Genomic DNA, 20,733 nt, shown 5'->3' on the forward strand with positions numbered 1-20,733 from the left:
AGGAGATCTAATGAGGCGCAGAGCTCTTAGTGACGTATACGATTCTCATCAATCTGAATCGCTATGGTATCGTTATCCACCTGCTTGGGCAGGTTAACCTTCACCTTTGAATAGCCGGACATCTGATAGAGGCTGATGACATCATTTCTAATCTGATTGATGTCGGAACGGGAGCGTTCATCTCCGTAGTAGTCTCTGAGGCTGATCAGAATAAAGTCGGTAGGTAGCAGTTTATTGCCGCTAACCTCGAATCTATTGATGGTAAATGATTGTGATTCAATGGCCGTCCAGATATCCCGTGCCACCACCTTTTTGGTCGGCGTAATATTGCGATAGAGCTTGATGTTGGCAAAATGGTTGTCGGAAATGGGGCCTGATCTGAATTTTTTACTTTCACAGGCCAGCAGGAAGCCGGAGATGCCTGCCGCTTTTTTCAGACTTTTGAGCTGCTCCTGACGATCAAAAATATCGACAGGTACTTCGGTTGCAGAGAGTACATAGTAGATATCCCGACCATTCATGCTCGATCGGATAATGATGGCATTGTGGTCGGGTCCGATTTTTTGCAGACGATTTACAGCATTGCCCAGCTGGGAGAAGGCACCCAGTGTAGCAAGCAGTCGATCACCGTTTAATCCATTGAGGCCACGCTGCCATTTGAGCAGGGCTGTTGCATAATCCTGCTGCTCGAAGTAGTGCCACCCATCGTTGATCCACTCCTGGGGCCCTCCTGCTTCAATCAGCGCACTCTTAAGCGCCGTATCAGTGGGATTGACAGTCTCATACACCGTCACATCCAGTTTTTGAGCTGCAACTGAGGCAGGGGTCAAAACCTGTTGAACTTGCTCTTTCTGAGTCATCTGTTTCAGAGGAGGCTGCTTTTTTTCATTGATGGTGCCAGCACTGGCTTGAGCTGCGGCTTTTTTCTTTAATGCTGCAGCCTCCGCTTCAGCGCGGGCGCGCTGCTTTGACGCCCTCGCTCTGGCTTCGGCTTCGATCTTCAACGTTATAGCATTAGCTTCTGCCTCTGCTCGCTCTCGCATGGCTATGGCACGCGCTTCAGCTTCTGCCTGTCGTTCTGACGCTGCCTGTTTTGCATCATTTAGAGCTTTTTGTTTGAGTGCAATAGCCTCTTTCTCAGCCTGCTGTTCCAGGGCTATGATTCTCTTTTCAGCCTCAAGCTGCTGCTTTATTGTCGCGGCTTTTGCTTCACGCTCAACTTTTTGCTTCAATGCAGCCACTTCAGCTTCGGCCTTTTTTTGCATCGCTATGGTCAGTGAATTTGCTCTGGTTTTATGTTGCATGGCTGTAACTTTTGCTTCTGCTTCTGCATGCCGCTTCATGGCACTGATTTTTTTCTCGGCTATCGACGTTTCTCTTAATGCAATGACTTGCGCCCGTGCTTCAGCCTTCTGTTTTAGAGCCGCAGCCTCTATCTCCGCATCTCTCTTCATAGCGGCGATCTTTATCGCTGTCTCTGCTTCCTGTCTCTCAATTGCAGCTTTTGCCTCTGCCTCAGCTTGCTGTTTCAGTGCTGCAGCCTCTATCTCCGCGTCTCTCTTCATGGCGGCGATCTTTGCTGCAGCCTCTCTCTTCTCTCTTTCGATTGCAGCTTTTGCCTCTGCCTCAGCTTGCTGTTTCAGTGCTGCAGCCTCTATCTCCGCGTCTCTCTTCATGGCAGCAATCTTTGCTGCAGCCTCTCTCTTCTCTCTTTCGATTGTAGCTTTTGCCTCTGCTTCAGCTTGCTGTTTTAGCGCCGCAGCCTCTTTCTGCGCAGCACTCTTCATGGCAGCAATCTTCGCAGCAGCCTCTGCCTTCTCTCTTTCGATTGCAGCTTTCGCCTCTGCCTCAGCTTGCTGTTTTAGTGCCGCAGCCTCTTTCTGCGCAGCACTCTTCATGGCAGCAATCTTCGCAGCAGCCTCTGCCTTCTCTCGTTTTGCGGTAGCTTTTGCCTCTGCTTCAGCCTGCTTTTTCAGAGCAGTAGCTTCTGCAGCTGCCTGTTGTTTCAAGGCGGCGATGCTTCTTTCTCTCTTGGCCTCTTCCCTGGCTATGGCTTCTGCATCTGCTTTTGCAGCGCGCATTTTCGCGGCTTCGGCCAGGGTCTGCTGTTTAATTGTTGCCAGTTTTTCAGGTGACAGCGGTGATTTGAATTTGCGTGATTCATTGGCCAGCAGTTTGCCCTGCATGCCCGTTCGCTGTTTTAGTGCGGCCAGCTGGATCTGTCGGAGGTGGATATCCTTGAGCACCTCCTGCGCCGTCAGCAGGTGGTAACCTCTGCTCTCCTGTGGGTCATGAATGATGAACACTTGTTCCTGACGACCCGCCAGTTTCAGACGCTCAAGGGCGTTGGCAAATTCTGAAAAGAATCCCAGTGAACCCAGTAGTTGCTTGTCAGGCAGTCTGTTAACGCCCTCCTGCCAGATGGCGATTGCCGCTTCATGCTGGTTCTGCTCGATCTGTCTCCAGCCTTCATCCAGCCATGTCGGGCTGGTTGCATTGGCAGAAACGAAAAAGGGAACAACGAGGCAAACAGCCCCGAAAAGTGTCACGGTCACCTTTTTTATAAGCATTTTAGATCCATATTTCCAGCATCCCCAGCAGTTAATGTTGAGGCTTACGCATAAAGAATGCCAACACTATTTGATTTTGGATCGGACGCTCAGGGGCGTTGAACAGATTTATAAATAGCCCGGCCCCTGTTTATCTTCAAACAGGGGCCGGGATAAATGCGTTTTACTGCGTCAGCAGTGCGTTGATTTTGCGGACAAAACCGGCCGGATCTTCCGGCAGAGCACCTTCTGCCAGTACCGCCTGATCAAACAGGATACTGGAGAAATCGCTGATTTTATCTTTGGAGCGCATCTTGGCCAGACGCTGAATCAATTCATGATCCGGATTGATCTCAAGGATCGGTTTGATATCCGGCACATCCTGACCAGCCTGCTTAAGGATACGCTCAAGATTGCTGCTCATATCGAAGGTATCGGAGATCAGGCATGCGGGTGATTCGGTAAGACGATCAGTGGTACGAACATCTTTTACCTTGTCACCGAGTGCTTCCTTGATCTTCTCAACGGCAGGTTCGGCAGCTTTTGCCTTCTCTTCGTGAGCCTTTTTCTCCTCTTCGGCATTTTCACCGATAGATGAGAGATCGAGCTCACCTTTGGCAATCGATTGCAGCTTTTTGCCATCGAACTCACTCAGATGCGAGGTTAGCCACTCATCGATACGATCATGCAGCAGCACCACTTCGATGCCCTTCTTGCGGAATACCTCAAGATGAGGGCTGTGTTTGGCGGCAGCCAGTGATTCGGCCGTAATGTAATAGATGGTATCCTGACCCTCTTTCATACGTGCGATGTATTCAGTCAGAGATACGCTCTGCTCTTCTGTTTCTGTGGTGGCAAAACGCAGCAGAGAAGCGATCTTGTCTTTGTTGGCCGAATCTTCGATCACACCCTCTTTGAGGCAGTTGCCGAACTCGCCCCAGAAGGTGGCGTAATCTTCCGGTTTATCTTTGGCCAGCTCTTCAAGCAGGCCAAGAACGCGTTTGGTTGCTCCCTTCTTCATGGCATCCATCGCAGGGCTCTTCTGCAGGATTTCCCGCGACACATTCAGCGGCAGATCGTTGGTATCCATTACACCGCGCACAAAGCGCAGGTAACGCGGCAGAAGCTCTTCATTGGCTTCCATGATGAAGACACGGCGAACATAGAGTTTTACGCCATGTTTGGCTTCAACCTGCCAGAGGTCGAACGGGGCACGCTTTGGCAGGTAGAGCAGCAGTGAGTACTCATATTTGCCTTCAAGTTTCTGGTGCAGGCGGGCCAGTGGATCATCAAAGTCATGGCCGATGTGCTGGTAGAAGTTGTTGTACTCCTCATCAGTGAGCTCTGATTTCGGACGTGTCCAGAGGGCAGAAGCCTGATTTACTGTTACAATTTCAGCCGGTTTTACCTCTTTACCTTCAGCTGCGGCAGCAGGGGCACCCATCATGCGGATAGGGAAAGGGATATGATCGGCATATTTGTGGATGATGGTTTTCAGGCGCCAGTCATCGAGATACTCATCCGCCTCTTCACGCAGGTGCAAGGTGATCTCGGTGCCGCGACTCTCCTTGTGCACCGTCTCCAGCTCATATTCGCCATCACCCTTTGATTCCCAGCGAACGCCATGTTCATGTTCCAGGCCTGCACGACGGGTAGTCAGGGTAACCTTGTCAGCAATCAGGAAGGATGAGTAGAAGCCGACACCGAACTGGCCGATCAGGTGTGCATCCTTCTCCTGATCACCCGATAGCTGGCCGAAGAACTCTTTCGTGCCGGAGCGGGCGATGGTACCGATGTTGGCAATCACCTCATCCCGGCTCATGCCGATACCGTTATCACGGATGGTGATGGTGCGCGCCTCTTTATCTACATCGATGAAAACATTGAGATCGGAATCGCCTTCAAACAGGGCATCATCCGTGGTTGCCTCAAAACGCAGTTTATCAGCAGCATCAGAAGCATTGGAGATCAGCTCGCGCAGGAAAATTTCCTTGTTCGAATAGAGCGAATGGATCATCAGATCCAGAAGTTGTTTTACTTCCGTCTGAAAGGCACGGGTCTCTTTTGTTGCAGTCATGTGTTCTCCTTAAGTCTTGTTAAAATCAGAACCTTTCACCGCAGAGTACGCAAAGGTACGTAGTGGCAAGGCATAAATAGTGTGAAGTGAATAGATAGGGGCGGGTTTAGCTGTTTTCAAGGGTGTCGCGGACTTTTTTCCAGCTTGTAAGTTTTTGTGTGCGATTCATAGCTGCATTGGCCGGACTGGTGGAGGGCAACAGATGTGCCCCTATCTGTTTGCATTCCGGTGACAGATTGGGCTGTACCAGCCTGCGATAAAGCTCTTCGGCCTTGCGCCCGTTAAAGAAGATAGCCCGGATCTGCGGATATGTTTTGAAAAACAGCTCAAAATCATTGGCAACAACCGATTCGATTTCAATCGCACTGTCCAGACTGCCCTGTCGCACACATTGATAAGCCACATCCCAAAGCGCTACGCCGCTCTCTCTGAGCAGAGCAAGCCGCTTTTCATAGGTGACTGCGGTATCGAATCCGAACAGCGCTGCCATGATCGGCCAGAAGCTGTTTTGTGGATGTGCGTAATACTGGTTCAACAGCAGTGATTTTCGACCTGGCATCGATCCAAGTATTAGAATTTGGGCGTCAGGACTTGCAGAGCATGGGAATCCGGTGTCAGACATTGCTGAAGCGTTACAGCGAATTGATCATAGGACAAGATGAAAAGAAAAAGGGCCCCGTATAGGGGCCCTTTGTTGAACTTTGTCCGGAGGAACTAAGGGAGGGGAGGGAGGGTGTTCGCCCCGGACAGGTCAAACATTAGCGCCCTCCAGTTAGAATCAAATTAATTGACAATGAAAACTTATTAATATTTGATAATATACTGATGACTACTTGTCGGCGCATAGTGACTTTGCGTATGAGTCAGGCAGCTAAAGAAGCTGGCGAACCCTGTAATGGCTTGTGAAACATGCCAAAGAATGAAGTCGTCACTTCTTTTTACCTTTCTTCTTTGCAGATTCGCATGTCTTTTTTGAAGCTTTTTTGGCTGCTTTTGCTGCAGCTTTCGTACTTTTCTTCTCACGCTTTAATGTGGCTTTCTTTGCCGCTTTATCCGCCTTGCCAGCCTCTTTTGCAGCATGCTTGGCAGCTTTTTTCAAGGCCTTGTCAGCTTTGGCTGCTATGGCATTAGCCTTTTTACTCTTCTTGGCTGCTTTTTCTGCTGCCCGGGCCTCCTGTTTAGCGGCTTTTCCGGCAGCTTTGTCACCATCCTTTAGCACCCTGGCAGCGGCAAGTATCCTGGTGGCACGTGCTTCTCCAAATCCTGGCACAAGGCATAACTTCTTCACTCCTCCCTTGCGCAGCGCTTTGATTGAATCAATACCGTGCTCGGCCAGCAGTGCGGCAGTGCTCTCGCCGATGCCTGATACGTCTGTAATCGAATGCTTCATCACTTTCTCCTAGGCGAGACTTGCTTGCCATCAGCACTGTTTTCGCTGCTGTATCGGTCAATATGCTTCTCAAGGCTGGGATACTCAAGTGATACGTGAAAATGTGATCGTTCAGACCCTCACTATTGATTCCCTCTCTCTACTGCAGGGGTTACATTGCTCTTGAGTTTGGGTGCCAGATAGGCGAGCTGGCTCATGCCCATCAGACCGACCAGTTCGACAGGCACCTGCCAGAGTGCACCATCAAGAATGCTTTTGGAGACAAAGATTCCGAGTGTGATGACCGTCCAGAATACCATCTGAGCCCGTGCCAGCGACAGGGTGCCTGAGGTGCCATCGCTGATCAGGTCATACCAGCGCGACTCTACCTTTACACCGCTGTATCTCTCTTCCGACTGATTGTAACTGATGCCTGTGGTGAGCAGTGAGGCCCCCATCAGCGCCAGCAGGGTGCCGGGAATCTCGGGAACTTCGAAACGGGCCAGTCCGAAGGCGGTCACTACGCCACCAATGGCCAGTGTCCAGAGCGCCATCTGTGTGCGTGATAGCGATAGCTTGCCTCTGGCATCACAGATCAGGTGGATCGCTTTGTCGTGGGTTTTTGTCGACATCAGGCCGATCAGTAATATGAGGAATAAGAGGGATCCGGCAGCCCAGCTGTATGCACCGGTGGAGTTGGCAAGGTAGATCTCCCTCTCCCCGATTGCATAGCAGTCTTCCCCGTCCGGTCTTATTTTGCTGTCACACCAGCTTAATTCAGGGAGCACACGGATGGCACTCATGTAATTTGGGATCGGATAGTCGGCCAGATCAAACAGTAGCAAAGTTCCATGTTGCCGGATCGAGCTCTCCCTGACCTTCATCTCCCAGCTATGGTTGTTATCCATTGCAATTGGATGAATCGGTTGAGCATGGCTGGGCACGTTATCCTGCATGCCGTGGGTGCCAAACAGTCGCAGGGAGATCTGCGTTACAGGAATATCACCCAGATTCTTGTTGGTATAGATACGAACCATATGACTCTGCAGTTGACCATCGGGCATATACATTTTGGTCACAGTGCCGGATTCATCGGCCCGGGCTGTAGTGATGGAAGCAGTCGCAAGCATTAGAGTGAATGCAAAAAACGTTTTATTCATGATGATCCCCAACGTCCTTGATCGTCAGGCTCTTATTGCAACTCAGCCTGAGTATCAGCAACTTTATGGGTTTGCGTTGAAGCTGTATGTCCCATAAATATGGGTCATGAATCGGGTGTGAGCGTTACCAGCGGATAGTCACTTTGCGCTTGCCCCAACTGCGGGCGGCTTTGATATCACGTCCCATGTAGATATCGATCTTGCGGCTCCAGCGTTTGTTCATCTTGTCTTTGACCAGAAAGGTGCCGGGCAGGCCGTCAATCTTTACGCGCGTATTATGCTTTAAACCCATACGAAGCAGATCACGCGAGACAGCAATCACCTTCATACCGGGTTTGAGATGATCGCCCCATGCCCCGATGGAGGGGTTACCCTGCGTCTGCGCTTTGACCGAATTGTAGGCGGTTGCCGTGACCGTGAGCGAGTGGCCGGAAAGTGATCCAGAGTGGGCAACACTGCAGCTTGCCAGCGTTAGAAACAGCAGGGCTGAAAAAAGTCGTTTAAATGATCTCATGGTGCCCGAGTTTGATCGATTCAGTGCTATAAGCTGTGATGCTGCTCAATAATGGCAGCGGCGGCTTTCATGCCATCAACAGCAGCACTGACAATACCACCGGCATAACCGGCACCCTCACCGACAGGGTAGAGCCCGGCCACATTGACCGACTGCATCGATTCGTTGCGCTCAATGCGGATCGGTGAACTGGTACGACTCTCTGTGGCCAGAAGGTTGGCTTCATCAGTAATAAAACCGCGCATCTTGCGATCAAAACCCAACAACCCTTCCGCCAGAGGATTGGCAATCCAGTGTGGCAGCAGCTGCCAGAGGTCAGTGGCGATCGCTTCGGGTTTGAAACGGGTAGGGGCGAGGTTGCCTGTAGCCTTACGGTTCACGAAATCGGTAAGCCGCATGGTCGGGGCTGCATAGTGATCACCGGCTGCTTTGAAGGTGGCGACCTCCAGTTCACGCTGGAAGGTGATGCCCATCAGCGGGTCACTCTTGATGCCGTGACGTACAATATCCTCCGGTGTGACCTGCACAACAATGCCTGAGTTGGCCCATCTGCCTCCCCGTTTGGCATTGCTCATACCGTTGACTGCCATGGCACCGGCTTCAGTGGGTGAGGGTACAATCAGTCCACCGGGGCACATGCAGAATGAGTAAACGCCACGTTGACCGAGATGCTTGTCGGCCACCTGATGGGTCAGTGCATATTCGGCGGCAGAGAGTTTGGCATGACCAGCCCTGTTGCCGAACTGGATGGCATCGATCAGGGCCTGTGGATGTTCGGCACGCACACCGACAGCAAAGGCCTTGGCCTCCATTTTGATGCCGAGCTGTTGCAGCCGCTTGAAGGTGTCGCGGGCCGAGTGGCCGGTAGCAAGAATGACATGATCCGCGTTGATCTCATCGCCACAACCTGTGCGTACAGCGCAGACCTTTCCGTTTTCAATGAGCAGATCATCGACACGCGTCTCGAAACGGTAATCCACCCCCAACTCAAGCAGATGATGACGCATATTGCGCACAATGCGCACCAGTTTGTCGGTGCCCAGATGCGGATGCGCATCAATAAGAATATCTTCTCTGGCACCGAAACGGACGAACTCGGCCAACACCCAGCGCAGGAAGGGGTGTTTGATGCGGGTATAGAGTTTGCCATCGGTATAGGTGCCTGCGCCGCCTTCACCGAAGCAGATGTTACTCTCAGTATCAAGTTCACCACGAGAGCGCAGGCGACCGATATCACGCATGCGCGTCTCCACCGGTTTGCCACGTTCCAGCAGGGTGACGCGGATACCGGATTCAGCCAGTGCCAGGGCAGCAAAGAGACCGGCCGGGCCAGCTCCGATGATTACAGCATGATGCTGCGCAGTAACCTTTCTGGTGAAAACTTCGGGTCGTGGCGGGGAGAGGGTGGAGTGTTCAAGTTTGCGGCAGTTGTTGGGTAGCGGATCGATGATTTGATCGACCTCAATCTCATAACTGCAGACAAAATGGATGTTCGTTTTTTTGCGCGCATCGATGGCACGGCGTGAACAGGTCGATGATAAAATCGCCTCTACAGTCAGATTCAACTGCTGCGCAATGCGGCGGGTTACGCTCGCATCACTCTCATCAAGTCCGACCTGAATATTGGAAATGGCATAAAGCACTTAGAGCGGCTGCTCAGACTGCTGCCAGGTGACCATGGCTGGTGTGGGTGATGGCGTTGTCCCCATTCACATAGACCAGTGCCGGATTGAAATGTTCAGCCTCTTTGGCTTCCAGTTCAGCATAGGTGCAGATGATCAGCAGATCACCGGGGCTGGCTTTATGAGCTGCAGCGCCGTTTACACCGATGGTGCCGGAACCGCGAGGTGCAGTGATGGCGTAGGTGGTGAAACGCTCACCATTATTCACATTATAAATATGCAGCTGTTCAAAGGGTAAGATGTTGGCTTTATCCATCAGATTCAGATCGATGGCGCAGGAGCCTTCATAATCGAGCTCTGCATGCGTCACGGTGACGCGGTGAATCTTGGACTTCAGCATTGTTAATTTCATGGGTTCACTCCATCAGCAGTCAGGGGAAGCGGCATATTATCGATCAGGCGGGTATTGCCAACTTTGGCGGCAATAAAAGCGCGGGCCGGTTGTCTGTTCAGTTTGCGTTTTATTTTAAGCGAGCTTGCACTACGGATATCAAGGTAGTCAGGTGTAATGCCGGCGTTATGCAGGATTCTGGTCGCGACAGCTTTCACCGCTTCGATATCGGACTCGCCACTGGCGGCCATCTTTTGCATGGCGATAAGCGATTTAGAGATGGCCAGAGCAATAACGCGTTCACTCTCGCTGAGGTAGCGGTTGCGACTGCTCAGCGCCAGCCCGTCGGATTCGCGCAGGGTAGGGCAGCCAATGATCTCAATGGCCATCTGCAGATCGGAGACCATACGTTTGATAATTGCCAGTTGCTGCCAGTCCTTCTCACCGAAGATGGCGATATCGGGCTGCACAATATTGAAGAGGATATTCACAACGGTGACCACACCATCAAAATGGCCGGGGCGGGAGTCGCCGCAGAGGCACTCCGATAGCTTGGTTGCTTTCAGGGTGACTTTCGGGCCGCTCTTGGGATAGAGCGTGCTCGGATGAAAGATGAAATCCACACCGGCGTCGGCACACAGTCTGGCATCGTTTTCAAAGGTGCGCGGGTAGCGATCCAGATCCTCGTTGGGTCCGAACTGCAACGGATTAACATAGATGCTGACAACCACGATATCAGCCATCTGCCTGGCCTTGCGGATCAGGCTCATATGACCTTCATGCAGGCAGCCCATGGTCGGTACAAAAGCGATAGAATTAGAGCCGCGCAGTGATTTAAGCTGGCGGCGTATTTCGGCTGTGGTGTTGGCTACTCTCATTTCGGAAACTGACCGGCTTTAACATCGGCGCTCCAGCGGCTGATGGCGTCAGACATTACTTTGCGCACATCGGCATAGGCCGGAGCAAACGGTGGATTGGATTCGGAGATACCGACCAGATCATTGAAGACCAGCACCTGTGCATCGCACTCGGCACTTGCACCGATGCCAACCGTTGGAATCTCCACATGCGAGGTGATGGCGGTTGCCAGCTCAGCAGGGATATTCTCCAGCACCAGTGCCACAGCACCGGCTTCAGTCACGGCTCTGGCATCGGCAATCAACTGCGCCTGTTCACTCTCGCTCTTGCCGCGTTTGCCATAGGAGCCGAACTTCTTCACCGATTGCGGGGTAAGTCCGATATGGGCAACCACAGCGATACCGCGCTCAGCCAGAAAACGGATGGTTTCGGCCATATGTTCGCCACCCTCGATTTTCACCGCATCACAGCCGCTCTCCTGCAGAACACGAACGCTGGAGTCAAAGGCCTGCTCGGCAGATCTCTGATAGCTGCCAAAGGGGAGATCGCAGACCACCCATGCAAACTTGCGGCCGCGCACAACAGCGGCGGTGTGGTGAATCATCTGATCAAGGGTAACGGGAAGGGTGGAGTCGTAGCCAAGGGATACCATGCCAAGGGAGTCGCCAACCAGCAGCACTTCGGCTCCGGCCATCTCGGCGATGGCGGCTGATGTCGCATCAGTAGCGGTCAGCCATACACTTTTTTCGTCACGCTGCTTGGCGCGCAAAAGCGTCGCTGCGGTGACCGGTTTAGTTATTGTCATCTCATTCCTTTCTGCTTCGGTCCGCCTCGTAAAAGGGTAGGTACCGTCTTTCAGGATGCGCGCATACTATGTGGATGAGCCGACGGCGGCAAATTGACAGTTTTTGGAGCTTTCAGGATGGCGCTTGGATCATTATTGAATTCGACAGACCTTCTAGTTCGAGTCCTGGATGGCTCCGCTAACAGAACTCGAACCGGCCGGGATGACGAGTGTCCGAGATTGGCGGTTGCAGCCATTTGTTATGGCAAGCTTAGGGTTGATCTGCTGGTCTGTATCTCCCCCGAATGGGGGCAAGTTTGATGTTAGCTGTAATCAGCCCAGAACTCGTTGTGGGATTGCATGTTGCCGATGCGTTCGATCAGGGCATCGATTGTTTTATCGTTTTCGGCGAAGTTCATACGGTCGGTCTGCACGATCAGCAGGGGAGTCTCCTGATAGTGGAAGAAGTACTGATCGTAAGCGCTCATCACCTTCTGCAGGTAATCGGAGTTGATGCCGCGCTCCATCGGGCGATTGCGGCCACGGATGCGCTCCATAATCACACGCGGATCGGATTGCAGGTAGATCACCAGATCCGGTTTATAGATGTCGACAGCTACAAGTTTGGCGACCTGCTCATAGAGGGCCAGCTCCTCATCGGAGAGGGTGACGGTGGCAAACAGGTGATCTTTGGCGAAGATAAAGTCACTGACGATGCCCTGTGTGAAGAGATCCTGCTGATGCAGTGATTGCCACTGCTTCAGGCGTGAAAAGAGGAAGGAGAGCTGAACAGAGAGGGCGTGGCGGGAGGGGTCCTGATAGAAGAGTTCGATAAACGGGTTGTCATCGACCTGCTCAAAAAATGTAGTGCTACCGAGCTTGTCGGCAAGCTTCCGGGTTAGTGTGGTTTTGCCCACACCGATCGCCCCCTCAATGGCGATATGACACTGATCCAGTGGCCTCTTGCCAAAACGCTTGTCCATCAGTGTTACCATGCTTCCCCCTCAGGTAGTGGCGATTCGCCAGCCGCGATGATCTTCTCCAATCCTTCGGCTGCACTTAGCTTCAGCTGTGGATGTTGCCACTCCGGAGCCAGATCGCAAAGAGGGCGTAACACAAACTGACGCTCAAACATCAACGGGTGCGGTACAGAAAGTCTTTCCAAACTGATGATCTCCTGCTCAATGGCAACGATATCGAGATCAAGGGTGCGTGCTCCCCAATGCTCTTTGCGCTCTCTGCCATGTTCCAGCTCAATGGCCTGTAGTGCATCAAGCAGCTCAATCGGCTGCATCTCCGTTGCAATGGCAATGACGGCGTTCAGGTAGTCGGGTTGTCCGGCAGGCCCGATAGCCGGGGTACGGTAGCGTTTTGATGATTCAGTTACACGTGTGTCGGGCAGTGCTGCAATCATGCTGCGGGCAGAGATGAAGGCGGCTTTGACGTCATCGAGATTGCCGCCAAGAGCAATATAAACAGTCATCATGCGAAAGCGATGGCGCCGCCGCGGCGGGGATCGCCGCAGCCATGCAGGTTACCAGCGGGCGAGCGGGTGATGGCATGTACGCCACCGAAATAGACACTCTGTTTCCGCCAGTCGCGTAGTTTCCAGCCCAGACGCATTAACAGCTCCCGTTCATGGTCATTCAGGAATTCAGGCTCAATATCGAGCTGGTCACCTTCATTGTGCAGGCGTGGTGCATGCACTGCCGACTCAATATCCTGACCGAGCAGACGATGGCGCAGCAGTGATTGCAGAATTGCACCGCGCAGGCGATTGGAGCCTCCGCTGCCGAGAACCAGTGCGGGTTTATCGTGCTCAAGAAATATTGAAGGCGCCATCATCGAGGAGAGTGTGGCACCACCGGGCAGGGCGTGGAAGCCCAGCGGATTGATATCCTCCTCTCCGAGCATGTTGTTCAGGTGAATGCCGGTGCCGGGCACAACAATACCTGACCCCTCACCATTACTGCTGGTCATCGAGACCGCCAGCCCATCTTTGTCGATCACACTGATGTGGGTGGTGCTACCGTGGCGATTATCCGGTTCTTTTGCCTGCTCATCACCGATGCCCAGTAAGCGAGCCCTGATTCTGGCTGCTGCTTTTTCAATATGCTCCGGCTCAAACATCTGCTGCGCGATCTCAGCATCATGGATACGGGAGTCAAAACCCTCCCGTCGCAGCAGGCTTGCTGCCCGCAACCCTTCAGCCACGAGAACCGGCCACGGCAATCCGGATGTCTCATGGTTGCGATAGAGGTGGTCGAGCATGCTGGCAGCAAAGCCGATCAGCAGGCCGCCGGAGCTTGGGGGCGGATTGGTCAGCAGCGTGCCGCCAAGCAGTTCGATATTTAGAGGTTTACGCTCAAATACCTGCTGAGCCCGCAAATCCTCCATGCCGAGCAGGCCGTAGGGGGAGCAGCTTTTAACAATCTCCCTGGCCAGATCACCATGGTACATCTCATCGATGCCCTCAATAGTTAACATCTCCAGTGTATTGGCCAGATCAGGATTGCGGAAGGATTCACCCTCACGCCACAACGCTTCTGAGCTCTCCCCACCCCTCATCGGTTTGTGCAGTGCTCTGCAGGCGTCGGTATCGGTGAGAATCGGGGTGAGCAGTTTGATGAAGGAGGCTTGCAGTTGATTAAGGCGAATGCCGCTTCTGGCTGCATCCAGCCCCGGTGCAAGCACCTCGGATAACGGCAATTTGCCATGCACCTTGTGGGCATGAAACAGCATCGCCAGCAGGGAGGGGGTGCCGACCGATGCCTGGCCGATATGGAAGGTTTGTATGGTGTCGCCGAAATCGATGGGTACCGCTTTCAGTTCAGGCTGGATACCGGTCAATGCTTTGCCAAATGGCATGCGGGCAAAACCGTCATAGAGGATGGCACGAGATGCCGAGTCGGCAACCAGCATAAAACCGCCACCACCGGCAGCAGTAAGCACAGGCTCTGCAATAAAGGATGTAGTGATGGCGGCAATGGCTGCATCAACAGCGTTGCCACCGGCTTGAAGGGTGAGTGCGCCCGCTTCAGCGGTGGCAGGATGACCAGCGGCTACAACCCCGTGACTGTTTCTGCTCATCTACCTTTCTGGTGAACGATAAAGCCTTTGGTTTTCATCTTCTTTTCAATGGCGATTTGAAGTTTGTCTGCCTCGGTACGCTGCTGCTCAGGGCCAGCCCAGACTGCATAGAACCCATTGTTTTTTTGAGAGAGAACACCACTCCAGCCGTGACGCTTGAGTTGATCGATCAATCCCTGTGCTCGTGGCCTCTCCTTGAATGCACCCAGCTGCACGTAATAACCACTGCCGGGCTCATCTGCAGAGGGGGTAGCTTTGAGCACAGGCTTTTTGGCAACCTCTTGTTTAACGACCGGCTTGGCCGGTGCGACAACTGTGCCGGGGTTGACCGGTTCAACTACCGGTTCCGGCTCAATCTGTTCCGGCTCCTCGATAATGGCAGCTGGCAGATGTTTAGCCTGCGATTTGGCGCGCTCTAGCTTGGTCACCGTTTCATTGGCCTGTTCAGGAGATGGTGTGAAAAGATCAGGTTTTAGTGAAGCTGTGAGGATAAGCAGCAGGCAGCAGGCAGCTACAATCCATGCCGCACGGTGCTCCATCACTGATGCTTGCCAGTTTGTCTCTCCACTCATGTCAGAAGCCTCTGCAGTCAGCCGAGCACTTCATCCAGCTTTTCAGCAAAGCTATTGTAGCGGAACGGTTTCTGCAGAATATTGAACGGTTTATCAGGGAAACGATCATGGAGATCTTCAGGGTAACCGGTGACAAACAGAATGCGATTGAGAATGTCGGGATTGACCTGTTCAAGTGAGCTGTAGATTTCATCACCGCTAAGTTTGGGAATGCGGACATCCAATAAAATCAGCTGGTAGCGATCGCCATGTGTGGTCAACTCAAAAAGAGACTGAACGGGATCGCTCATGCTGGTGATGGCACCCTGCATCCCTTTTTCACTGACATAGCGGTTGAGAAATGCGGTCAGAATACTCTGAACGCTATCTTCATCATCGATAATGAGTGCTTTCATTTCCATCACTTTTCCCCTGTGAGAAGCAAGGTTTCGCTGCTGTATGAATCCCATCCATGGCTCTGGATCGGCTATCTGATTATAGCAGGCTTTCCGGATTTACGCGAGCCATGTTAAACCGGACGCCCCAGTGCAGGTGAGGGCCGGTTGCCCTTCCCGTAGCTCCTACTTCACCGACAAGCTGGTGTGTCTCTACCCATGCCCCTTCTTTGACATCAATTTTGCGCATATGCGAAAAGACGGAGACTAAACCATTTCCATGGCCGATGGCTACCGTATTGCCATTAAGATACATCTCTCCGGCGAACAGCACTTTACCCGCCAGCGGTGTCCTGATCGCTGTACCTGAGGCTGCTGCAATATCGATACCTGAGTGCGGCGAGCGGGCGGCACCGTTAACATAACGCTGGGCACCGAACGGGGTGGACTCTATCCCCTCAGTCGGTTTGCCGAACATCTTCACATCCGGTGTTGCTGCCACAGGTTCAACATAGGTGGCTTTCAGCGCTTTTACCTCTTTGCGGATGCGGGCCAGCGTAGGTGCATCAAACTCAGCCATCTTCTTCTTCACCTGAATATGGGAGATGCGGAACTCCCCCTTGCTGACGTTGAGCGTGTCTCTGGCGATCACCTGTTTGCCATCGGACCACTCAATGGGCAGTTCCCCCGGTTTGGTATTAAGATCAACGCCAATCCAGCCGCGCCATCTGCCGTCTGCCTGTTGTTTGGCAGGCCAGCGCTTGCCGAAACACCAGAGCCGCAGATTGCTGCTTTCGGATACGGTCTCAACGGTGACTACATCACCCTGCACGGCCTGCCATGCGGCGGCCTGAGTTGTGCCAGCCATGCCGCAGATTAGCAGCAGACTATAGATCAGATATCTCATGCATTGTTCTCCTTCACACTTTTGACCTCGGTTTCTGCACTGCCATCATGGAAATGGATGAAAACCTGATCGCCTGCAGTGAGGCCACTGGCGGCTGTGATCAGTTTGCCACTACTGCCATAACTGAGGCTGTAACCGCGTTTGAGTACGCCCGTCGGATCCAGCTCTTTAAGCTTGCCGGCCAGCAGTTCAAAGCGGTGGCGTTTTAGGCCGATTTGGGACTGCTCAGCTTTAAGATTGCGCTGCTGGCTCTCCAGTCGCTGCCGCTGTTTTTGCAGGCCGTTGTGCAGTGACTGTCCGAGCAGCGTCGCATGTTTAGACCAGTCGGCGCGCTGCTGCTGCAGTCGTGCGCCCGGCTGCAGTGGCGCCAGCCGTCTCTCTATCGTGCGTAGTGGCGAACGCAGTTGACTGATATTGATCTGCGCTGCGTGTTTCAGACGTGTGCGCGCCTGTTCGCTTCTATGGTGGCGCGCATCAAAATGGCGCTGCCACGCCGATCTCTCCCTGCCGCGCATGGTCTGCAACTGCTCAGAGAGCCTGCTCAACTGCTGTTGCATTAGGCCTGCCAGAGCAGCGAGACGGGGTAGCTGTTTGCGCAGCTCATCACGCGATGGAATGGCGATCTCCGCAGCATTGGAGGGGGTGGCGGCACGAACATCGGCAGCAAAATCAGCCAGCGTGGTATCGATCTCATGGCCGACGCCTGAGATGATCGGAATGGGGCAATCAACCACAGCTTTGACGGTGATCTCATCATTAAAACACCAGAGATCTTCGATACTGCCGCCGCCGCGTACCAGTAGAATCAGATCCGGTGGTGATTCCATGCTGCTCAGTCGCCTGATGGCAGCCGCAATGGCAGCCGGTGCGCTGCTTCCCTGCACCAGCGCAGGGGAGAGGGTCAGTTGCAGCCAGGCAGGGCGCGTGGCCAGAACCTTTTTGACATCCTCAAATGCAGCGGCGGTGGGGGATGTGACGATTCCGATATGTCGGGGTAGAGCAGGTGGTGTACGTTTGCTTTGTGGATCAAACCAGCCGCGTTCGCTAAAGAGCTGCTTTCTGCGTTCAAACTCGGCCGCCAGTGCGCCAGCACCGGCAACTTCAATGCGTGTTACCACCAGCTGGTAGCTGCCACGCGGCTCATAGAGCGAGAGATGGCCGGTAAAGGTAAATTCACCACCCTCTTCGGGAAGGGTTTTCAGGCGCAGGGCAGCCGAGCGCCAAACCACTGCAGAGATCGCAGCATGTGCATCTTTGATGGTGAAATAGAGGTGGCCGGAAGAGGGGCGGGTCAGGCGTGAGACCTCACCGGTCACCTCCACATGCGCAAAACCCTGCTCCAGCATCTGTTTGATACGGGCAGTAAGTTCGGTAACCGAGAATACCTTGTGATCAGAAGCTGTAGACACCTGGATATTGTGTCGTGCTTAACTACAGGGTCAACAGAATGATTGCGGTCAGGATATCATCTGCTTAAAGCCTGTCAGAAACCACTGGCTGCTATTTAGACTCTTCATTTTCAGACAGGCTACGATCGTTATCGTTTTCAGTTTCATAGGGTGTGTCCATGAAGCAACCCAGCTCCGAGTGTGCAATATGAGGGCTCATAAATGCATAACTTCTCATTAATTTACAAAGATCAATATCGTCATTGAACATCGTTCTCCTCCTTATAGATTATAAGAGAGTGCAGATAGATGGCTTTTGCCAGAAGACGGCACTCAGGGTGGATGCAATATTAATCTTCAATTGTGTGATGGCTGTGTCAGGAGCATGTCATGGATGTGACATGGTTATGTGGGCGATGTGGCGTGATGAGTCTGTGGGTGTATATGATCGATACCCTCCGCAAGGCAATCGCTGATCTTATGGTGATGAAACGACGTGGCTACACCTTGCCGGTGATCAAGCCCCTGACCGCAACTGTTCAGATAGAAAAAGCCGCTCACCCCTCTGGTTCTGGCCAAGCGCATCACCGGTGAATTGCCACCTCTGCAGAGTGCATAGGTGATGGCCGCCGGGTTGGATTTTTTAAACCACTCGAGCAGTGCGATGCCGCGACAACAGGGATCATCAATATCAGCAATAAATATCTCAGGTTGCAGTTTGCAGAGATTGTGAAAGCCGCTATTGGGATGGAGAATAGTCATTTGCCAGCCATGTTGATGTAAAAGTTCGCCAATCTGATGGCAGGCTTGAGATGGTTGTGCAATGATGACGGCTTGCTTTTGCGGCTGCATAGATTGTTACTCCTCTGCAGTGATGCTGACAGGATAACATGGCATCTTGAGGGCAATGATTAGTCACGGTTGTGTCATGGTTATTATGATACGCTCTGCACAACTGCAATGAACCATCTACAGTGAGGAGATATTTTGAGCGAACAGCCAACTATTGAACTTGATCATAGCGACCTCTATCTGAATCGTGATATGAGTATTTTGCAGTTCAACCGGCGTGTGTTCGAGATGGCAGCTGACAGCATGCAGCCGTTGCTGGAGCGCTTGAAGTTTCTCTGCATCAGCAGTACCAATATGGATGAGTTTTTCGAGGTGCGCGTGGCAGCACAGAAGCATCGCCTTGCCATGGGCTCACTCGCTACGGCTGCTGATGGGCTGACTGCCGGTGAGATTCTCTCACAGGTACGTGGCCGTGTGGATGCACTGGTGGCTGATCAATACCGGCTGCTTAATGAATCGCTGCTGCCTGCTCTGGAAGAGGAGAATATCCGGATTCTGCGTCGAACGGATTGGAGTGAAGCGCAGGCCGTCTGGATTCGCCGCTTCTTCCGTCGTGAACTGCTGCCTCTGTTGACCCCGATCGGGCTGGATCCGGCTCACCCCTTCCCGCGTCTGCTCAGCAAGATTCTAAATTTCGTTGTTTCGCTGGAGGGCAAGGATGCCTTTGGTCGCGAAGCTCATTACGCCATTGTGCAGGCACCGCGCTCGCTGCCGCGGGTGATCCGCTTGCCAGAGGAGATTGCCGGTGCCGGAGATCATTTTGTACTGCTCTCCTCGATCATTCATGCCCATGTCGGTGACTTTTTTCCCGGCATGGAGGCCAAAGCCTGTCATCAGTTCCGCATTACCCGAAACAGTGGCCTGCTGGTCGATGAGGAGGAGCTTGTTGATCTGAAACAGGCGGTTGCCGGTGAGTTACTGGAGCGCCGTTTCAGTAAAGAGGTACGTCTTGAGGTATCACAGCGCTGTCCGCAGGAGCTGGTTGAGTTTCTGCTAGAGCAGTTTTCACTCGGCCATCAGGATCTCTACCGCGTGGATGGACTGGTTAACCTCTATCGACTTGCAGCTATTTATGATGAGGTCGACAGGCCCGATCTGAAATACCCGGTATTTGAGGCGGGTACGCCAGCGCAGTTGCGCGATGAAGAGTCCGGTGTGTTTGAGATAATCCAGCAGGGTGATCTGCTGCTCCACCACCCCTTCCAGAGCTTTGCACCGGTGGTGGAGCTGCTTAATCAGGCAGCCGCTGATCCGAATGTGCTGGTGATCAAGCAGACGATGTACCGGGTGGTGCCCGATTCACCGCTGGTGGATGCGCTGGTGCGTGCGGCGCGTGCCAACAAAGAGGTGGTGGCAGTTATCGAGCTGATGGCGCGCTTTAATGAAGAGGAGAATATTGCTCTGGCCAACAAGCTCTCCGCTGCCGGTGTGCAGGTGGTTTACGGGGTAGTGGGTTACAAAACCCACTGCAAGATGCTGATGGTGGTGCGTCGGGAAGGTCGCAAACTGCGCCGTTATGTGCATCTGGGTACTGGCAATTATCACACCGTGACCAGCCGTTTCTATACCGACTTCGGGCTGCTTAGTTGTGATCCTGAACTGGGCGAAGATGTGCATAAGCTGTTCCAGCAGTTGACCGGACTTGGCAAGGCTACGCGCCTGAAAGCGATGCTGTCGGCACCATTCACGCTGCATAAGGGTGTGCTTGAACGCATCAACCGCGAGGTGGAAACAGCACGTGCCGGAGGCGAGGCGAGAATTCGCGCCAAGATCAACGGGCTTGAAGAGCCTGAGGTGATCAGGGCGCTCTATCGTGCCTCGCAGGCCGGTGTGAAGATTGATCTGGTGGTGCGCGGCATCTGTTGCCTGCGGCCGGGTATTCCCGGCATCTCAGAAAATATTCGTGTGCGCTCGGTATTGGGGCGTTTTCTTGAGCACACCCGTATCTACTACTTCCACAATGGCGGTGATTCAGAGGTATTCTGTGCCAGTGCCGACTGGATGAGCCGCAATCTGCTCAGGCGCGTGGAGACCTGTTTCCCTGTACGTGATCCGGCCCTGAAAAAAGAGGTGATTGCGCAGGGGCTATCCCCCTATCTGGCTGATAATGCCGGCACATGGCAGCTGAAGTCAGATGGCTCCTATCAACGTGTGCAGAGCCGTACCCGATCCAGCAACGCGCAGCTGATGCTGATGCGCAAGCTCGGAACATTGAAGGAGTAGATT

General features: G+C 53.1%; 19 protein-coding genes. 1 reads left to right on the forward strand and 18 read right to left on the reverse strand.

Annotation, left to right across the window (positions count from 1 at the left end):
* Positions 1 to 26: 26 nt before the first annotated feature.
* The 18 genes from F3F93_RS08790 to F3F93_RS08875 form a co-directional block, all read right to left on the reverse strand.
* On the reverse strand, positions 27 to 2,570 hold the full coding sequence (locus F3F93_RS08790; RefSeq protein ID WP_176958800.1) for a POTRA domain-containing protein: 2,544 nt from the start codon (positions 2,568 to 2,570) through the stop codon (positions 27 to 29).
* Between the two features lie 163 nt (positions 2,571 to 2,733).
* A complete protein-coding gene (htpG, locus tag F3F93_RS08795; protein ID WP_176958801.1) occupies positions 2,734 to 4,626 on the reverse strand; it encodes a molecular chaperone HtpG in 1,893 nt (630 codons plus the stop codon).
* Between the two features lie 106 nt (positions 4,627 to 4,732).
* A complete protein-coding gene (locus F3F93_RS08800) occupies positions 4,733 to 5,248 on the reverse strand; it encodes a DNA-deoxyinosine glycosylase (protein WP_176958802.1) in 516 nt (171 codons plus the stop codon).
* 306 nt (positions 5,249 to 5,554) lie between these two features.
* Entirely contained in the window at positions 5,555 to 6,016 is a 462-nt protein-coding gene (locus F3F93_RS08805) for a helix-hairpin-helix domain-containing protein (RefSeq protein ID WP_176958803.1), read from the reverse strand.
* A gap of 122 nt (positions 6,017 to 6,138) precedes the next feature.
* Positions 6,139 to 7,155 (reverse strand): hypothetical protein, encoded by a 1,017-nt coding sequence (locus tag F3F93_RS08810; RefSeq protein WP_176958804.1) that lies wholly within the window; start codon positions 7,153 to 7,155, stop codon positions 6,139 to 6,141.
* 124 nt (positions 7,156 to 7,279) lie between these two features.
* Positions 7,280 to 7,669, reverse strand: a complete 390-nt coding sequence (locus F3F93_RS08815) for a 3D domain-containing protein (RefSeq protein WP_176958805.1) — start codon at positions 7,667 to 7,669, stop codon at positions 7,280 to 7,282.
* Positions 7,670 to 7,695: 26 nt separating this feature from the next.
* On the reverse strand, positions 7,696 to 9,312 hold the full coding sequence (locus tag F3F93_RS08820) for an FAD-dependent oxidoreductase (RefSeq protein ID WP_176958806.1): 1,617 nt from the start codon (positions 9,310 to 9,312) through the stop codon (positions 7,696 to 7,698).
* Between the two features lie 13 nt (positions 9,313 to 9,325).
* Positions 9,326 to 9,703, reverse strand: coding sequence for an aspartate 1-decarboxylase (gene panD / locus F3F93_RS08825; protein ID WP_176958807.1), 378 nt, complete (start codon positions 9,701 to 9,703; stop codon positions 9,326 to 9,328).
* A complete protein-coding gene (panC, locus tag F3F93_RS08830) occupies positions 9,700 to 10,560 on the reverse strand; it encodes a pantoate--beta-alanine ligase (protein ID WP_176958808.1) in 861 nt (286 codons plus the stop codon). The genes panD and panC overlap by 4 nt, the downstream gene beginning before the upstream one ends.
* Positions 10,557 to 11,345 (reverse strand): 3-methyl-2-oxobutanoate hydroxymethyltransferase, encoded by a 789-nt coding sequence (gene panB, locus F3F93_RS08835; RefSeq protein WP_176958809.1) that lies wholly within the window; start codon positions 11,343 to 11,345, stop codon positions 10,557 to 10,559. Before panB ends, panC begins: the two co-directional genes overlap by 4 nt.
* Positions 11,346 to 11,647: 302 nt before the next feature.
* Entirely contained in the window at positions 11,648 to 12,319 is a 672-nt protein-coding gene (locus tag F3F93_RS08840) for a deoxynucleoside kinase (protein ID WP_176958810.1), read from the reverse strand.
* Positions 12,313 to 12,810: a 2-amino-4-hydroxy-6-hydroxymethyldihydropteridine diphosphokinase gene (gene folK / locus F3F93_RS08845; RefSeq protein ID WP_176958811.1), complete on the reverse strand. Its 498-nt coding sequence runs from the start codon at positions 12,808 to 12,810 to the stop codon at positions 12,313 to 12,315. The genes F3F93_RS08840 and folK overlap by 7 nt, the downstream gene beginning before the upstream one ends.
* Positions 12,807 to 14,414 carry a gamma-glutamyltransferase gene (locus tag F3F93_RS08850; protein WP_176958812.1) on the reverse strand — a complete coding sequence of 536 codons (1,608 nt, stop codon included), beginning with the start codon at positions 14,412 to 14,414 and terminating at the stop codon, positions 12,807 to 12,809. Before F3F93_RS08850 ends, folK begins: the two co-directional genes overlap by 4 nt.
* On the reverse strand, positions 14,411 to 14,986 hold the full coding sequence (locus F3F93_RS08855; protein ID WP_176958813.1) for an SPOR domain-containing protein: 576 nt from the start codon (positions 14,984 to 14,986) through the stop codon (positions 14,411 to 14,413). Before F3F93_RS08855 ends, F3F93_RS08850 begins: the two co-directional genes overlap by 4 nt.
* 17 nt (positions 14,987 to 15,003) lie before the next feature.
* Complete coding sequence (locus F3F93_RS08860; protein ID WP_176958814.1) at positions 15,004 to 15,387, reverse strand: response regulator; 384 nt, start codon at positions 15,385 to 15,387, stop codon at positions 15,004 to 15,006.
* 73 nt (positions 15,388 to 15,460) lie between these two features.
* On the reverse strand, positions 15,461 to 16,267 hold the full coding sequence (locus tag F3F93_RS08865; RefSeq protein ID WP_176958815.1) for a M23 family metallopeptidase: 807 nt from the start codon (positions 16,265 to 16,267) through the stop codon (positions 15,461 to 15,463).
* Positions 16,264 to 17,676: an exodeoxyribonuclease VII large subunit gene (xseA, locus tag F3F93_RS08870; protein ID WP_347239237.1), complete on the reverse strand. Its 1,413-nt coding sequence runs from the start codon at positions 17,674 to 17,676 to the stop codon at positions 16,264 to 16,266. The genes F3F93_RS08865 and xseA overlap by 4 nt, the downstream gene beginning before the upstream one ends.
* A 384-nt stretch (positions 17,677 to 18,060) precedes the next feature.
* Positions 18,061 to 18,507 carry a hypothetical protein gene (locus F3F93_RS08875; RefSeq protein ID WP_176958816.1) on the reverse strand — a complete coding sequence of 149 codons (447 nt, stop codon included), beginning with the start codon at positions 18,505 to 18,507 and terminating at the stop codon, positions 18,061 to 18,063.
* Positions 18,508 to 18,642: 135 nt separating this feature from the next.
* Here F3F93_RS08875 and ppk1 point away from each other — a divergent pair, with 135 nt between their 5' ends.
* On the forward strand, positions 18,643 to 20,730 hold the full coding sequence (gene ppk1, locus F3F93_RS08880) for a polyphosphate kinase 1 (protein WP_176958817.1): 2,088 nt from the start codon (positions 18,643 to 18,645) through the stop codon (positions 20,728 to 20,730).
* Positions 20,731 to 20,733 lie beyond the last annotated feature (3 nt).

Source organism: Mariprofundus sp. KV, from assembly GCF_013387475.1.
In the GTDB taxonomy this organism is placed as follows: domain Bacteria; phylum Pseudomonadota; class Zetaproteobacteria; order Mariprofundales; family Mariprofundaceae; genus Mariprofundus.

What these genes read in the sequence shown, in the direction of transcription:
- F3F93_RS08865 (WP_176958815.1), bottom strand. Translation starts at nt 16,267, where the DNA reads ATGAGATATCTGATCTATAGTCTGCTGCTAATCTGCGGCATGGCTGGC.
- panC (WP_176958808.1), bottom strand. Translation starts at nt 10,560, where the DNA reads ATGAGAGTAGCCAACACCACAGCCGAAATACGCCGCCAGCTTAAATCA.
- F3F93_RS08810 (WP_176958804.1), bottom strand. Translation starts at nt 7,155, where the DNA reads ATGAATAAAACGTTTTTTGCATTCACTCTAATGCTTGCGACTGCTTCC.
- F3F93_RS08800 (WP_176958802.1), bottom strand. Translation starts at nt 5,248, where the DNA reads ATGTCTGACACCGGATTCCCATGCTCTGCAAGTCCTGACGCCCAAATT.
- F3F93_RS08815 (WP_176958805.1), bottom strand. Translation starts at nt 7,669, where the DNA reads ATGAGATCATTTAAACGACTTTTTTCAGCCCTGCTGTTTCTAACGCTG.
- F3F93_RS08860 (WP_176958814.1), bottom strand. Translation starts at nt 15,387, where the DNA reads ATGGAAATGAAAGCACTCATTATCGATGATGAAGATAGCGTTCAGAGT.
- panB (WP_176958809.1), bottom strand. Translation starts at nt 11,345, where the DNA reads ATGACAATAACTAAACCGGTCACCGCAGCGACGCTTTTGCGCGCCAAG.
- panD (WP_176958807.1), bottom strand. Translation starts at nt 9,703, where the DNA reads ATGAAATTAACAATGCTGAAGTCCAAGATTCACCGCGTCACCGTGACG.
- F3F93_RS08840 (WP_176958810.1), bottom strand. Translation starts at nt 12,319, where the DNA reads ATGGTAACACTGATGGACAAGCGTTTTGGCAAGAGGCCACTGGATCAG.
- F3F93_RS08805 (WP_176958803.1), bottom strand. Translation starts at nt 6,016, where the DNA reads ATGAAGCATTCGATTACAGACGTATCAGGCATCGGCGAGAGCACTGCC.
- folK (WP_176958811.1), bottom strand. Translation starts at nt 12,810, where the DNA reads ATGATGACTGTTTATATTGCTCTTGGCGGCAATCTCGATGACGTCAAA.
- htpG (WP_176958801.1), bottom strand. Translation starts at nt 4,626, where the DNA reads ATGACTGCAACAAAAGAGACCCGTGCCTTTCAGACGGAAGTAAAACAA.
- F3F93_RS08855 (WP_176958813.1), bottom strand. Translation starts at nt 14,986, where the DNA reads ATGAGTGGAGAGACAAACTGGCAAGCATCAGTGATGGAGCACCGTGCG.
- F3F93_RS08790 (WP_176958800.1), bottom strand. Translation starts at nt 2,570, where the DNA reads ATGCTTATAAAAAAGGTGACCGTGACACTTTTCGGGGCTGTTTGCCTC.
- F3F93_RS08850 (WP_176958812.1), bottom strand. Translation starts at nt 14,414, where the DNA reads ATGAGCAGAAACAGTCACGGGGTTGTAGCCGCTGGTCATCCTGCCACC.
- F3F93_RS08875 (WP_176958816.1), bottom strand. Translation starts at nt 18,507, where the DNA reads ATGCAGCCGCAAAAGCAAGCCGTCATCATTGCACAACCATCTCAAGCC.